Origin of the sequence: Streptomyces sp. NBC_00414, assembly GCF_036038375.1 — a bacterium.
GTDB lineage: Bacteria > Actinomycetota > Actinomycetes > Streptomycetales > Streptomycetaceae > Streptomyces.
The window spans coordinates 7,347,415-7,360,384 of sequence record NZ_CP107935.1 but is presented as its reverse complement, the minus strand read 5'-3'; the positions used below and the strand labels follow the sequence as shown (position 1 = coordinate 7,360,384).

The 12,970-nt window shown below is 70.4% G+C and carries 12 protein-coding genes; 5 read left to right on the top strand and 7 right to left on the bottom strand.

Going from position 1 to position 12,970, the window contains the following annotated elements:
- Positions 1-31: 31 nt before the first annotated feature.
- Both OHS59_RS31975 and OHS59_RS31970 read left to right on the top strand, forming a co-directional pair.
- Entirely contained in the window at positions 32-259 is a 228-nt protein-coding gene (locus tag OHS59_RS31975) for a hypothetical protein (RefSeq protein ID WP_328496818.1), read from the top strand.
- A 201-nt stretch (positions 260-460) separates the two neighbouring features.
- Positions 461-2,050 (top strand): hypothetical protein, encoded by a 1,590-nt coding sequence (locus OHS59_RS31970; RefSeq protein ID WP_328496817.1) that lies wholly within the window; start codon positions 461-463, stop codon positions 2,048-2,050.
- A gap of 150 nt (positions 2,051-2,200) precedes the next feature.
- Here the strand turns inward: OHS59_RS31970 and OHS59_RS31965 are convergent, their stop codons facing one another.
- Positions 2,201-2,557, bottom strand: coding sequence for a HesB/IscA family protein (locus OHS59_RS31965; RefSeq protein WP_328496816.1), 357 nt, complete (start codon positions 2,555-2,557; stop codon positions 2,201-2,203).
- A gap of 325 nt (positions 2,558-2,882) precedes the next feature.
- Here OHS59_RS31965 and nadA point away from each other — a divergent pair, with 325 nt between their 5' ends.
- Complete coding sequence (gene nadA / locus OHS59_RS31960) at positions 2,883-4,067, top strand: quinolinate synthase NadA (RefSeq protein WP_328496815.1); 1,185 nt, start codon at positions 2,883-2,885, stop codon at positions 4,065-4,067.
- 90 nt (positions 4,068-4,157) lie between these two features.
- On the opposite strand, the gene OHS59_RS31955 is transcribed toward nadA, so the two are convergent.
- The 5 genes from OHS59_RS31955 to OHS59_RS31935 all read right to left on the bottom strand — a co-directional run bounded on the left by OHS59_RS31955 (position 4,158) and on the right by OHS59_RS31935 (position 10,743).
- The gene (locus tag OHS59_RS31955; protein WP_328496814.1) at positions 4,158-7,256 is read right to left on the bottom strand and encodes an efflux RND transporter permease subunit; all 3,099 of its coding nucleotides are present in this window, start codon (positions 7,254-7,256) and stop codon (positions 4,158-4,160) included.
- Positions 7,257-7,434: 178 nt separating this feature from the next.
- Positions 7,435-8,109: a response regulator transcription factor gene (locus OHS59_RS31950; RefSeq protein WP_328496813.1), complete on the bottom strand. Its 675-nt coding sequence runs from the start codon at positions 8,107-8,109 to the stop codon at positions 7,435-7,437.
- Positions 8,106-9,377, bottom strand: a complete 1,272-nt coding sequence (locus OHS59_RS31945; protein WP_328496812.1) for a sensor histidine kinase — start codon at positions 9,375-9,377, stop codon at positions 8,106-8,108. The genes OHS59_RS31950 and OHS59_RS31945 overlap by 4 nt, the downstream gene beginning before the upstream one ends.
- Before the next feature lie 225 nt (positions 9,378-9,602).
- Positions 9,603-9,881 carry a PspA-associated protein PspAA gene (pspAA, locus tag OHS59_RS31940; RefSeq protein ID WP_328496811.1) on the bottom strand — a complete coding sequence of 93 codons (279 nt, stop codon included), beginning with the start codon at positions 9,879-9,881 and terminating at the stop codon, positions 9,603-9,605.
- 67 nt (positions 9,882-9,948) lie between these two features.
- Positions 9,949-10,743, bottom strand: a complete 795-nt coding sequence (locus tag OHS59_RS31935; protein WP_328496810.1) for a PspA/IM30 family protein — start codon at positions 10,741-10,743, stop codon at positions 9,949-9,951.
- A gap of 288 nt (positions 10,744-11,031) precedes the next feature.
- On the opposite strand from OHS59_RS31935, the gene OHS59_RS31930 reads away from it, so the two are divergent.
- The gene (locus tag OHS59_RS31930; protein ID WP_328496809.1) at positions 11,032-11,658 is read left to right on the top strand and encodes a DUF3043 domain-containing protein; all 627 of its coding nucleotides are present in this window, start codon (positions 11,032-11,034) and stop codon (positions 11,656-11,658) included.
- An 83-nt stretch (positions 11,659-11,741) separates the two neighbouring features.
- On the top strand, positions 11,742-12,443 hold the full coding sequence (locus OHS59_RS31925; protein ID WP_328496808.1) for a class I SAM-dependent methyltransferase: 702 nt from the start codon (positions 11,742-11,744) through the stop codon (positions 12,441-12,443).
- A 140-nt stretch (positions 12,444-12,583) separates the two neighbouring features.
- On the opposite strand, the gene OHS59_RS31920 is transcribed toward OHS59_RS31925, so the two are convergent.
- Entirely contained in the window at positions 12,584-12,796 is a 213-nt protein-coding gene (locus tag OHS59_RS31920) for a hypothetical protein (protein WP_107018265.1), read from the bottom strand.
- Between the last annotated feature and the right edge of the window lie 174 nt (positions 12,797-12,970).

The following is a 12,970-nucleotide window of genomic DNA, read 5'->3' as shown; positions in this document are numbered from 1 at the left end:
TCATCCGGCTTCCGGTGCATACGGTTCCGTTATGACGAACCTCAAGATCCATGGCGACGCTCCGCTCGGCCTCGAAGCACTCGAAGGCGTCGAGGGCGGTCTCGCCGAGCTGCGGGGCGACTGCGCGCGCATGGTCCCGCACTGGGAGGCCCCCGCCCGGATCACTGCCCGTCCGGTGTCCCCTGCACTCATCCACGGCGTGACCGTGCCGCCGGCCTCCGCCCGCCTGCTGGACGGCATGTCCGACTACGGGAACTGATCACCCCCCAGGGCTCAGGCCCGGCGAGGCCTCCGGTTTCGAACCCGCTCCCCCTGGAAGGGAACCGCACGCTCCCCCGCCGCGTCCCATCGCTGTCCCCCGTAAAGGGGAGGCAGGATACGACCTGCTCTGCCCTGACCCGGCCCGATCCGGTCAGGGGTGGGTCCCGTGGGACGACGGCGTGGCAGAAGGAGCAATGCGGTGGACACCGAGCGACCCGACAACGAAGCGGCCGGAGCCGCCGACGAGGATCAGCCGCGCCGACGGCGTTCGCCGGTGGCCGTCGCCTCGGTGGCGGCCTCGGTGCTCCTCGTCGGCGGCGGCGGGGCGTACTTCGCCGCCACCGCGTCCGGCGGCTCCGGAGGCAAGGACAGCTCCGGTACACCGCGCGGCGACGGGACCCCGCCGCTCCTCGCCCTCGACGGCTACCCAAAGAGAGATGCGAGCGGTACCGCGGGCACGGGCGGCATCGCACCCGGTGAGCCCGACCCGAACGGTGTGACCTACCGCGCCGAGGGCGAGCTGCCGGACGGCCCCTCCTCCGCGGCCGTGTACCGGTCGAAGGGCAAGGTCACGGCGGCCGAGGTGGCCGAGCTCGCCCAGGCGCTGGGGGTGGAGGGCACCCCGAAGGCCGACGGCGACGCCTGGAAGGTCGGCGCCACGAAGGACGGTTTCGGGGCCGGTCTGCGGGTGAGCAGGCAAGCGCCCGGCATCTGGACGTTCAGCCGTTTCGCGCCCGGGACCGACAACTGCAAGGGCACCACCACGTGCTCGAACAGGAGCGCGGGCGGCAGCGGGACCGGGAGTTCGGCCGGGTCCGAGAGCGCCAGGGGCGCGGACGTGGACCCGGTGAGCGTGGCCGCCGCGAAGAAGGCCGCGGCGCCGGTCCTCAAGGCGGTCGGCCAGGACGACGCGAAGCTCGACGCCGGCCAGCTGATGGACTCCGTGCGCGTGGTGAACGCGGAGCCGAAGGTGGGCGGCCTGCCGACCTACGGCTGGACGACCGGCGTCCACATCGGCCCGGACGGCGAGGTGGTGGGCGGCAGCGGCCAGTTGAAGGCCCCGGCGAAGACGGACACGTACCCCGTCATCAGCGCCGAGAGGACGCTCGGTCTGCTGAACGGGTCCGGGACGGGCGACGGGCGCGTGGGCATCGGCGGCTGCGCGAGCCCCGTACCGCTGAAGGACAAGAACGAGACGCCCTGTGAGGCATCGAACGGAGCGTCGAGCACGGCGCCGAAGTCCGATCCGGTCCTCGTCGAGGACGCGGTGTTCGGTCTCGCCGCGCACTACGTGGACGGCCGGCAGGCGCTGGTGCCGTCCTGGCTCTTCGAGGTACGGCCCTCGGGGACCGACGACAGCTTCACGGTCACCCATCCCGCGGTCGACCCGAAGTACCTGACCGCTCCGCGGCCGACGGACGCCGGTCCGAGCGGCAGCCCGACGTCCCCGCCGAGCCCCCGGACGAGCGAGCCCGGCGGCGGGACGCGTACGGCGCCCACGACCCGGGACGTGCGGGTCGAGGGGTACAGCGCGGACGGCAAGGAGCTGACCGTGCGCTTCACCGGCGGCGTGTGCAGCGACTACTCGGCCTCGGCGGACGAGAGCGGCGGCACGGTGGAGGTCCGGGTGACCGACAAGCCGGACCCGAACAAGGTCTGCATCATGATCGCCAAGGTCTTCCACGAGAAGATCGACCTCGACAAGCCGCTCGGGGACCGCGAGGTGGTCGGCTCGGACGGCAAGGCCGTGCCTCCGGAGAAGGACCTGCCCGACCCGACCGGCGGATGACGGCGGGCAGCACACCGGCGCACACCATGGCCGGCGGCACACCGTGGCCGGTCGGTCGGCCCTGGAACGCGGAAGGCGGCGCCCCGTTGGAGGGGGCACCGCCTTCCCGCGTCGCGGTGCCGCTCAGAACCGGCTGAGCGGCGGGCCGGACTAGCTGAACGAGTCGCCGCAGGCGCAGGAGCCCGTCGCGTTCGGGTTGTCGATCGTGAAGCCCTGCTTCTCGATGGTGTCGACGAAGTCGATGGAAGCGCCTCCCAGGTACGGAGCGCTCATGCGGTCGGTGACGACCTTCACACCACCGAAGTCCTTGACGACGTCTCCGTCGAGGGAGCGCTCGTCGAAGAAGAGCTGGTACCGCAGGCCGGAGCAGCCGCCGGGCTGGACGGCTACGCGCAGCGCCAGGTCCTCGCGGCCCTCCTGCTCCAGCAGGCCCTTGACCTTGGCCGCGGCGGCGTCCGACAGGAGGATGCCGTCGCTCACGGTGGTGGTCTCGTCCGATACGGACATCTGCTTCTCTCCCGGGTTGTACGGAGACTGCTTGCCGACGGTTGCAACCGGCGGGGCCGCGGATTCATTCCGGGCCGAGCGAGTGTCTTTGGCTCTCTCTTCATGCTCGCACACCGGGCGGGAAGCGGAAAACAGCCTGTGGAAAACCCCGCGGGAGGGGCCGCACCGGCCTCCACGGGATTCACGTCACATAGACGCTATGGGCATCGTCAACGTGACGTGAAGCGGTTATGATAGATAGCGTCATTTCGACGAAAAGGCGTGTCCTGCTTGATCGCTCCAGTCGGACGGTCCGGCGAGCCGCAGAACAGAAAGGGTGCGTGTCGTGACCACCGCCCAGACCCAGGAGCTCGACGTACAGCCGACGCCCCTCGCCCTGCTGCTTCTCGGCCGGGAGGCCGACCCGCGGAGCGAGCGCGGCGTCGAGTGTCCCGGTGACCTGCCCTCGCCGTCCGACCCGAACCTGGTGGAGCGCGCCCGCGCCGCCAAGGAGAAGCTCGGCAGCAAGGTGTTCGTGCTCGGCCACCACTACCAGCGCGACGAGGTCATCCAGTTCGCGGATGTCACGGGCGACTCCTTCAAGCTGGCCAGGGACGCCGCGGCGCGTCCCGAGGCCGAGTACATCGTCTTCTGCGGTGTGCACTTCATGGCCGAGTCGGCGGACATCCTGACCTCCGACGACCAGAAGGTCGTCCTGCCCGACCTGGCCGCCGGGTGCTCGATGGCCGACATGGCCACCGCCGAGCAGGTCGCCGAGTGCTGGGACGTGCTGACCGAGGCCGGGGTGGCCGAGCAGGTCGTGCCCGTCTCCTACATGAACTCCTCCGCGGACATCAAGGCGTTCACGGGCAAGCACGGCGGCACGATCTGCACGTCCTCCAATGCCAGGAACGCGCTGGAGTGGGCGTTCGAGCAGGGCGAGAAGGTGCTCTTCCTTCCCGACCAGCACCTGGGCCGCAACACCGCCGTGCGGGACATGGGGATGTCGCTCGACGACTGTGTCCTCTACAACCCGCACAAGCCGAACGGCGGGCTGACCGCCGAGCAGCTGCGGAACGCGAAGATGATCCTGTGGCGGGGGCACTGCTCGGTGCACGGCCGCTTCTCGGTGGAGTCGGTGGAGGACGTGCGCGCCCGGATACCCGGCGTGAACGTGCTCGTGCACCCCGAGTGCAAGCACGAGGTCGTGAGCGCCGCGGACTACGTGGGCTCCACGGAGTACATCATCAAGGCGCTGGAGGCGGCTCCGGCCGGCTCCAAGTGGGCCATCGGCACGGAGCTGAACCTCGTGCGGCGCCTGGCGAATCGGTTCGCCCCCGAGGGCAAGGAGGTCGTCTTCCTCGACAAGACGGTCTGCTTCTGCTCGACGATGAACCGGATCGATCTGCCGCACCTGGTCTGGACGCTGGAGTCCCTGGCCGAGGGCAACCTCGTGAACCGCATCGAGGTGGACCGCGAGACCGAGCAGTTCGCCAAGCTGGCGCTGGAGCGGATGCTGGCGCTGCCGTAGAGCAAAAAAGATTGCGCGGTTCCCCGCGCCCCCGATCTTGGGGGCGCGGGGAACCGCGCAACGGGGGTTCGGGGGCGAAGCCCCTGAGACCTACACCCCAGCCGGCTCCGGTTCGGCGGCAGCCGTCCGCTTCGCGGCCTTCTTGTTCGCGCGGCGCTCCTTGCGGAGCTCCACCATCGCGTACAGCGTCGGCACGAGCAGCAGCGTGAGCAGCGTCGACGAGATCAGACCGCCGATCACGACCACCGCGAGCGGCTGGGCGATGAAGCCGCCCTCGCCGGTGATGCCCAGGGCCATCGGCAGCAGGGCGAAGATGGTCGCCAGGGCCGTCATGAGGATCGGGCGAAGACGGTGCCTGCCGCCCTCGATCACGGCCTCGACGACCCCGTACCCCTGCTTGCGGTACTGGTTGATCAGGTCGATCAGCACGATCGCGTTCGTCACGACGATGCCGATCAGCATCAGCATGCCGATCATCGACGGCACACCCATCGGCGTACCGGTGACGACCAGCAGACCGATCGCGCCCGTCGCCGCGAACGGGATCGAGACGAGCAGGATCAGCGGCTGGATCAGCGACCGGAAGGTCGCCACCAGCAGCATGAACACGATCGCGATCGCCGCGAGCATCGCGAGGCCGAGGGACGCGAACGCGTCGTCCTGGTCCTCCGAGACACCGCCGATCGAGGCCGTGGCACCGGCCGGCAGCTTCAGCTTGTCGAGCTTCGTGGTGAGCTCGTTGCTGACCGCGCCGGTGTTGTCGCCGGTCGGCTTCGCCGAGATGGTGGCCGCGCGCTGACCGTCGATACGGGTCATCGACACCGGGCCGTCGACCAGCTTCACGGTCGCGATGTCACCGAGCTTCACCGGGCCGAGCTTCAGGCTCCGCAGCTCGGCCAGTGTCTCGGCCGGCTTCGCCGACTTGATGACGACGTCCCGCTCGGTGTCGTCGAGGATCGCCTTGCCGCTGGTGGTGCCGCGCACCGCCTGGCCCACGGCCGCGCCGAGCGTGGCGTCGTTGAATCCTGCGGCGGCCGCCTTGTCGTTGGCCTTGACCGAGATCCGCGGCACGGACTGGGCGAGGTCGCTGGTGACGTCGGTGACGTCGTCCAGCTTGGCGACCTCGTCCCGGACCTTCTCCGCCGCCTCGCGCAGTACGTCGCCGTCGGCGGCCTTCACCACGACGCTCAGGTCCTGGCTGCCGAACCCGTCACCGGCGGCGACCGTCGTCGTACCGATCCCGGAGAGCTTGCCGAGCCCCTCCTCGATGCGGTCCTGGACGTCGTCGAAGGAGGCCGAGTCGGCGACCTTGACGGTGTACGAGGCCTGGTTGGTGTCCGTGCCCCCGCCGAACGCGGCCATGAAGCCGGAGGAACCGATCGTGACCTGGTAGTCCTCGACGCCCTTCACGTCGGCGAGCATCTGCTCGACCTTCTTCGCCTGGGCGTCGGTCGCGGCCAGGCTGGTGCCGGGCTTCAGCTCCTGCTTGACGGTGAGGACCTCCTGGTCGCCCTGGTCGAAGAAGTTCGTCTTCAGCAGGGGCGCCATGCCGAACGTACCGAGGAGGACCACTACCGCGATCGCCACGCTGGTGAGGCGGCGGCGAGTCGCAAAGCGCAGGACAGGGACGTAGAAGCGCTGGAGGCGGCTGCGGGCCTCCTTCTCCTCGGCCTTGCGGCGCGCCTCCTCCGGGTCGACCCCGCGCACGTCCTTGGGGGCGCGCAGGAACCAGTACGAGAGCACCGGTACGACCGTCAGCGAGACGAGCAGCGAGGCCAGCAGGGCCGCCGTGACGGTGAGGGAGAACGAGCCGAACAGCTCGCCGACCATGCCGCCGGTCAGACCGATGGGCAGGAAGACGGCGACGGTGGTGAGCGTCGAGGAGGTGACGGCGCCCGCGACCTCGCGGACGGCCTTGAGGATCGCCTCCTGGCGCTCCTCGCCGTAGCCGAGGTGCCGCTTGATGTTCTCCAGGACGACGATCGAGTCGTCGACGACCCGGCCGATGGCGATGGTCAGGGCGCCCAGGGTGAGGATGTTGAGCGATTCGCCGCGCACCCAGAGCACGATCAGCGCGAGGACGACCGACATCGGGATGGAGACCGCGGTGACCAGCGTCGAGCGGACCGACGCCAGGAAGACCAGGATGACCAGGACCGCGAAGAGCAGTCCGAGCGCGCCTTCGGTGGTCAGACCCTTGATGGACTTGGAGACGGCCGGGCCCTGGTCGCTGACGACCGTCAGCGTGGCGCCGGAGCCGAGGTCCTTGCGCAGGCCGGGCAGCTTGTCCTGGACGTCGTCGGAGACCGCGACCGCGCTGCCGTCGTGGTCCATCGTGACGGAGATGGCGAGGCTGGGCTTGCCGTCGGTGCGGGTGATGGACTCCGTCTTGGCGGCCTTCTCCTCGACGGCGGCGACGGCACCGAGGCGTACGGGCTTCCTGCCGCCCTCACCGGTGACCATCAGGTCCTCGATCTGCTTCAGCGAGGTGAAGCCGCCGCCGACCTGGACGGTGCGGTTGCTGCCGCCCTCGTCGAAGGATCCGGCCGGTACGGTCGCGCCGCCCGCCTGGAGCGCCTGGCCGAGCGCGGCGGTGGTCAGCCCCGCCTTCGCGAGCTTCGCGTCGTCGGGCGTGACCGCGACCTCAAGGTCCTGCACGCCGTCGACCGTGACCTGGCCGACGCCGTCGATGCCCTCGAGCGCGGGGACGACCGTGCGGTCCAGCTGGTCCGAGAGTGCCTGCTGGTCCTTGGCCGAGGTGACGGCGAGGACCACGGTCGGGATGTCGTCGGTGGAACCGGCGACGACCTGCGGGTCCACGTCGTCCGGGAGCTGGGCGCGGGCCCGGTTCACGGCCTGCTGGACGTCGGCCACGATCTGCGCCGAGTCGTTGCCGTAGTCGAAGGAGGCCATGATCAGGGCGTTGCCCTCGCTGGCCGTCGAGGTGACGCCGGAGATCCCGTCGACCGCTTCGAGGTTGTCCTCGATGGGCTCGACGACCTGCTTCTCGACCACGTCGGGGGACGCGCCCTGGTACGGCGCCAGGACCGACACCATGGGCAGTTCGATGGTGGGCAGCAGCTGCTGCTTGAGTTGCGGGATCGCTATCGCCCCGAAGGCGAGCGCGATGATCGACATCAGCCCGATGAGGGCACGCTGGGCAAGGCTGAAGCGGGACAGCCAGGACATGGGTGACGGGTCTCTCTTCTGTGGCTTGAGGGTGTTGCTTGAGTGTGGGGAGCGGCGCGATGGGCTCATGTGAGCGTCCGTCTATCACTCTGAGCCATGAGCGGGGCCACTCCCCTCGCCCCCAGGTCCCGTTTCCTTATACGGCGCATACCGCGCCCGCAGTACGTACGGGTGGAGCTCACTCCACCCTTGGGCGTACCAGTCCGGACTCGTACGCGATCACCACGAGCTGGGCCCTGTCGCGGGCTCCCAGTTTGGCCATGGCCCGGTTGACGTGCGTCTTCACGGTGAGCGGGCTGACTTCCAGGCGCTCGGCGATCTCGTCGTTGGAGTGCCCGCCGGCGACCTGGACGAGGACTTCGCGCTCGCGGACCGTCAGCGCGTCGAGGCGTTCGGCGCGGGCGGGGTCCCGGTCGTCGTCGTCCTGCGCGAGGAACTTCGCGATCAGTCCCTTGGTGGCGACGGGCGACAGCAGCGCGTCGCCGCCCGCCGCGACGCGGATGGCGTTGAGCAGTTCCTCCGGCTCGGAGCCCTTGCCGAGGAATCCGGAGGCTCCGGCCCGCAGCGACTGCACCACGTACTCGTCGACCTCGAAGGTCGTCAGCATGACGACGCGCACCTGGGCGAGGCCGGGGTCGGCGCTGATGAGCCGGGTCGCGGCCAGCCCGTCGGTGCCGGGCATGCGGATGTCCATCAGGACGACGTCGGCCCGCTCCTCGCGGGCCAGCCGTACCGCCTCCGCGCCGTCCGAGGCCTCTCCGACGACCTCCATGTCGGGCTCGGAGTCGACCAGGACGCGAAAGGCGCTGCGCAGCAGGGCCTGGTCGTCGGCGAGCAGGACACGGATCGTCATGCGGGGTTCCCCTTGGATGCCTTGTTCATGGGTGCGGCGGATGCGGACGCGGTGACTCCGGCTCGGCTCTTGACCGGCAGGATCGCATGTACCCGGAAGCCGCCTCCGTATCGGGGTCCCGCGGTGCAGGTGCCGCCGAGCGCGGTGACCCGCTCGCGCATGCCGAGGAGCCCGTGGCCGCCGTTCTCCTCCAGGCGGGCCGCCGCGTCGTCGCCGGGGCCGTTGTCCAGGACGGTGATCTCCACGTTCGGTCCCACCCGTACGACGCTGACCTCTGCCTTCGCGTCCGGGCCCGCGTGCTTCTGCACATTGGTGAGGGCTTCCTGGATGACCCGGTACGCGGCCAGGTCCACGGCGGCGGGCAGGGTCGTGCCCTGGTCGGTGCGGGCCACCTCGACGGGCACGCTCGCGCTGCGGAAGGTGCCGACGAGCTCTTCGAGGCGGTGCAGGCCCGGCGCCGGTTCGGTGGGGGCCTCGGGGTCGCCCGACTGCCTCAGCAGGCCCACCGTGGCGCGCAGTTCGTTGAGCGCGGAGCGGCTGGCCTCGCGGACGTGGGCGAGGGCCTCCTTCGCCTGGTCGGGGCGTTTGTCCATGACGTGCGCGGCGACTCCGGCCTGCACGTTGACGAGGGCGATGTGGTGGGCGACCACGTCGTGCAGATCGCGGGCGATGCGCAGGCGCTCCTCGGCGACGCGGCGGCGGGCCTCCTCCTCGCGGGTGCGTTCGGCTCGCTCGGCCCGCTCCCTGATGGCGTCCACGAAGGCGCGGCGGCTGCGGACCGCGTCGCCCGCGGCGGCCGCCATGCCGGTCCAGGCGAAGATCCCGAGGTTCTCCTGGGCGTACCAGGGCAGGGGGCCGGCGAGCATGGCGGTGCCGGTCAGGACCGTCATCGTGAGGAGGCCGACGCGCCAGGTGGTGGGGCGGTCGGTCGCGGCGGCGACGGTGTAGAGGGCGACGACGGCGGACATCGCGACGGGGGCCCTGGGGTCGCCGGTCACGAACTCCACGGCGGACAGGGCGCCGGTCGCGGCGAGGACCCTGAGCGGGTGGCGGCGGCGCAGGACCAGGGCGGTCGCGGCCAGCAGCATGAGGGTGACCCCGAGGGCGTCGGGGGCGTGGCTGGTGCCCCATTGCGTGCCACCGTGCCGTCCGTTCGGCTCCGCGAACGAGCCGACCACCATGCACGCGAGGACCGCCGTCGCGAGGGTGGCGTCAGCGACGAGGGGGTGGGACCGCAGCCAGTCCCTTGCGCGCGTCAGTGTGCTCACGCTTCTTTACGGTACGGGGCCCCTGGCGAGGGCTGCGCCTTGGCGCCGTGAATCCGCTGCGGCTTCGGTGGGGGTGATTGCGCAGTTCCCCGCGCCCCTGGTCCTTTTGGCCTGTCCGGCGATTGAGGACGAGCGCGTTCAGCGCGATTGGGGGGCTGGGGGCGGAGCCCCCGACGTGTCGGGAATGGGTAGGGGCGGCGGGGGCGTAGGAAAGGGGGTCTCGGGCTAGCCCGGGAGCAGGCCGTTGTCCGTCAGCATTTCTCGGACCTCCGAGAGCGTCGCGTCCGGGGACGGCAGGATCAGCTCGGACGGCTCCAGGGAGTCGTCCGGGAGCGGAACTCCCAGACGACGCACCGCGTCGAGCAGCGCTCCCAGCGTCCGCCGGAAGCCCTCCTCGTCACCGGACCGCGTCTCCGCGAGGAGCTCGTCGTCCAGCACGTTCAGCTCGGTGAGGTGGCTGTCGTCCAGCCTCACCTGTCCCTCCCCCATGATCCGTACGATCATGACGCCCTCCTCGGCGTGGGACGGCTCCCCGCGGCTGCCGCTCGGCTGCCGCAGGGCTGCTGCCGGGCTACTGCTTGTCGAAGCGCGGAGTGTCCTGCGGCTTCTGCTGGGACTGAGTCTGACCCGGACCGCCCTCGATCGCCTGCTGGGACGAGGACCCCCCGGCCAGCTCGGCCTTCATGCGCTGCAGTTCGAGCTCCACGTCCGTGCCGCCCGACAGCCGGTCCAGCTCGCTCTGGATGTCGTCCTTGGCGAGCCCCGAGTGGTCGTCGAGGGCGCCGGAGGCGAGCAGTTCGTCGATGGCACCGGCCCGCGCCTGGAGCTGCGCGGTCTTGTCCTCGGCCCGCTGGATGGCCATGCCGACGTCGCCCATCTCCTCGGAGATGCCGGAGAAGGCCTCACCGATCCGGGTCTGCGCCTGGGCGGCCGTGTACGTCGCCTTGATCGTTTCCTTCTTGGTGCGGAAGGCGTCGACCTTGGCCTGGAGCCGCTGGGCGGCGAGGGTGAGCTTCTCCTCCTCGCCCTGCAGGGTCTGGTGCTGCGTCTCCAGGTCGGTCACCTGCTGCTGCAGGGCGGCCCGGCGGGACAGCGCCTCACGGGCGAGGTCCTCACGGCCCAGCGCCAGCGCCTTGCGGCCCTGGTCCTCCAGCTTGGAGGACTGGCTCTGCAGCTGGTTCAGCTGCAGTTCCAGGCGCTTGCGGGAGGTCGCCACGTCGGCGACGCCGCGGCGCACCTTCTGCAGCAGCTCCAACTGCTTCTGGTACGAGTAGTCGAGGGTTTCGCGCGGGTCCTCGGCCCGGTCAAGGGCCTTGTTCGCCTTCGCGCGGAAGATCATCCCCATACGCTTCATGACACCGCTCATGGGCTTCGCGCGCCCCCTTCTGACGGACTCCAGCTCCAGCGACTGCAACAGAACCCACAGTACGGGCCCTGCATCCATTACCGCACTGTTCGGGGACGGATGCGCTCATCCCCAAGGACGACTGACGACGATCCTGCTCCGGCGTAGGGAGTAGGTGTCCCCCAGGGTTCGTTCCGGGTTCGTCCCGGGGTCCGTACGGAGAACCGCACGCCACCACCCCGTTTCAGGCCCCCTGTCCCCCTACAGACGACCGGTGTTGCCGGATCGTTCCCCACTCGGCTGACGTCCATGCCTCCGCACCCCTTACCCTTGGGTTTTGTGTTCCGTAGCCGCGCCAAAGACGAGAAGGCCCACGCCGACAAGGCGTCGGTGACCGACTCCCCTCAGATCCGTGACCCGCAGGCCAAGAAGGGTCGGCCCACGCCCAAGCGCAGTGAGGCCCAGTCCCAGCGCCGCAGCGTGGCCAATACGCCGACCTCCCGCAAGGAGGCCTCCAAGCGGCAGCGCGACGAGCGCCGTGCCCACATGGAGAAGCAGCGCCAGGCCCTGGCGAGCGGTGACGAGCGCTATCTGCCCGCCCGTGACAAGGGCCCTGTGCGCAAGCTCGCGCGTGACTTCATCGACTCGCGGTTCTGCATCGCCGAGTTCTTCCTGCCGCTCGCCGTGGTCATCCTCGTCCTGAGCATGGTCCGCATCGCGCAGCTGCAGAACGTCGCGCTGCTGATGTGGCTCTTCGTGATCGTGCTGATCGTGCTCGACTCGGTCGGCATCGCGATCCGCCTGAAGAAGCAGCTGGCCGCCCGCTTCCCGGACGAGCCCAGGCGCGGCGCCGTCGCGTACGCACTGATGCGCAGCCTCCAGATGCGTCGCCTCCGGCTGCCGAAGCCGCAGGTCAAGCGCGGAGAGCGGCCCTGAGCGCGGCACCTTTCACCGGAGGCGCGGCGGATGCCTGGCTGAGCAAACTGGGCGGCCTGCGTGATGTCGTACGGCAGGAGCTGGTGGCCCGGCAGCTCGACGAGCAGATAGCCGGGCGGTTCCCCGTGGGACAACGGCTGCGGGTCCTCGACGTGGGCATGGGCCAGGGCACGCAGGCCCTGCGGCTGGCCCGGGCCGGGCATCAGGTGACCGGCGTCGAGCAGGACTGCACGATGATCTCCGTGGCCCGTGAGGCCCTCGCCGCCGAGCCTGAGGGCATCCGCGGCCGGGTCCGGATCGTCGAGGGCGACGGGCGGGACACCGGGGTCCACTTCCTGCCCGGCAGCTTCGACGTGGTGCTGTGCCACGGCGTACTGATGTACGTCGAGGAGCCCGACGCGCTGCTCGCGGGCCTCGCGCGGATGCTGGCTCCGGGCGGTCTGCTGTCCCTGCTCGTGCGGAACGCCGACGCGCTGGCCATGCGGCCGGGGCTGGCCGGCGACTGGGCGGGAGCGCTGGCCTCCTTCGACACCAGTACGTACAGGAACCGGCTCGGGCTCGACGTACGGGCGGACGGGCTCGACACCCTGACCGGCACGCTCGCCGGGATCGGCGCACCGCTGCACGCCTGGTACGGGGTACGGGTCTTCACGGACACGGCCGCCGACGACGCGCCGGTGCCGGACGACGTGGAGACCGTGCTGGCCGCCGAGGAGCGGGCCGGCCGCACCGACCCCTACCGCCGGGTGGCGGCACTGCTTCACCTGTGCGGCGTACGCGGCTGAAGCCCTGACGGAACAGGCCCGCGCGAACGGGCCCTGGAGCGCGGGACCGTGGCCGGGCGACGAGAGGCCGCGACCGTTCGCACGGCCGCGGCCTCTCACTCGTACGGGCTACGGGCTACGGAGCCCGGTGGGACACGAGGCTAGGACGCCTCAGCGTGCAGGCTCATCGGGCCGTAGATCTCCGCGGCGTCCTCGAAGATCCGGACCTGGTCCGCTCCCCCTTCGGCCAGCTCCTTCCAGTTCTCGCCGAGCCAGGACTCCGCGTCGCCCTGGGTGGTGAACTCCTCGGGCTGGACCGCGGGCTGGACTTCCGTCCCATCGGCCTTCTCGAACCGCCACGTCCATGCCGCCATGTCAGCCTCCCAAAAGTTCCCAAAAGTACCGAGCAAGATCGGGCTCTCGCCGTCAGCCTAGGCGCTCCGCTGATGGTCCGGTGTTCAAAAGTGCAGGTCGAGAACCGTGGGGTGCCGGTGATGGGTGTGCGCGCTCCGCTCGCGCGCTTCCCCGCGCCCCACAAGAGGTATGCC

Bases quoted from the DNA above. Each gene is read 5' to 3' on its own strand.
- OHS59_RS31975 (WP_328496818.1), top strand. From the start codon at position 32: ATGACGAACCTCAAGATCCATGGCGACGCTCCGCTCGGCCTCGAAGCA.
- OHS59_RS31965 (WP_328496816.1), bottom strand. From the start codon at position 2,557: ATGTCCGTATCGGACGAGACCACCACCGTGAGCGACGGCATCCTCCTG.
- OHS59_RS31955 (WP_328496814.1), bottom strand. From the start codon at position 7,256: ATGTCCTGGCTGTCCCGCTTCAGCCTTGCCCAGCGTGCCCTCATCGGG.
- OHS59_RS31950 (WP_328496813.1), bottom strand. From the start codon at position 8,109: ATGACGATCCGTGTCCTGCTCGCCGACGACCAGGCCCTGCTGCGCAGC.
- pspAA (WP_328496811.1), bottom strand. From the start codon at position 9,881: ATGATCGTACGGATCATGGGGGAGGGACAGGTGAGGCTGGACGACAGC.
- OHS59_RS31935 (WP_328496810.1), bottom strand. From the start codon at position 10,743: ATGAGCGGTGTCATGAAGCGTATGGGGATGATCTTCCGCGCGAAGGCG.
- OHS59_RS31930 (WP_328496809.1), top strand. From the start codon at position 11,032: ATGCCTCCGCACCCCTTACCCTTGGGTTTTGTGTTCCGTAGCCGCGCC.
- OHS59_RS31920 (WP_107018265.1), bottom strand. From the start codon at position 12,796: ATGGCGGCATGGACGTGGCGGTTCGAGAAGGCCGATGGGACGGAAGTC.